1 protein-coding gene and 1 pseudogene are annotated in these 526 nt (G+C 26.2%); both read left to right on the top strand.

The window, feature by feature from the left end; translation table 11 throughout:
• A pseudogene (locus KPL50_RS26780) lies at nt 1-194 on the top strand (hypothetical protein); the annotation flags it as partial.
• Between the two features lie 167 nt (nt 195-361).
• Nucleotides 362-526, top strand: a 165-nt coding sequence (locus KPL50_RS27680; RefSeq protein ID WP_216301489.1) for a prolipoprotein diacylglyceryl transferase family protein, incomplete at its 3' end; no start/stop codon positions are given.

Genomic DNA, 526 nt, shown 5'->3' with positions numbered 1-526 from the left:
TTAATGGCAAAAAAACATATGTAGTACAATACTTAATTAATGTATCGGACAATAATTGGTATAAGTCCTATGAATATTTTATTGATGATGGCGAAGAGTTTTATAGATTTTCATTTTTTATAAAAAATGTTAATTTTAAAGAAACCTATGGCGCTATTTTTGAAAGCATAGTTGAAACGTTAAAAATTCGATAAGATTAATTATATTTGCTTTAAATTTTTTAGTGTATTATAATTTATCTAATAAGATTTAAGAAAACAAAATACTAAGAGAAGCATATGCTTCCCTTAGTATTTTGTTGTGATAAGTAGATGGGGTGGATCAAATAAAAGCATAAGTTTAATAGATTGGGGGGGTACAAATGAAACCGATATTATTTGAGTTTTCTTTTGTGAAAATTTATGGATATGGATTAATGATAATGATAGGAATTCTTTCAGCACTTTGTTTATTATCTTGCAGAAGTAAGAAAGAACAATATAACGAGGACAATGTTTGGGATATGGCTATACTCACAATAATATGT

The organism is Clostridium sp. CF012, from assembly GCF_018861755.1.
Classification (GTDB): domain Bacteria; phylum Bacillota; class Clostridia; order Clostridiales; family Clostridiaceae; genus Clostridium_AD.
This window is presented reverse-complemented; position numbering and strand designations above follow the sequence as displayed.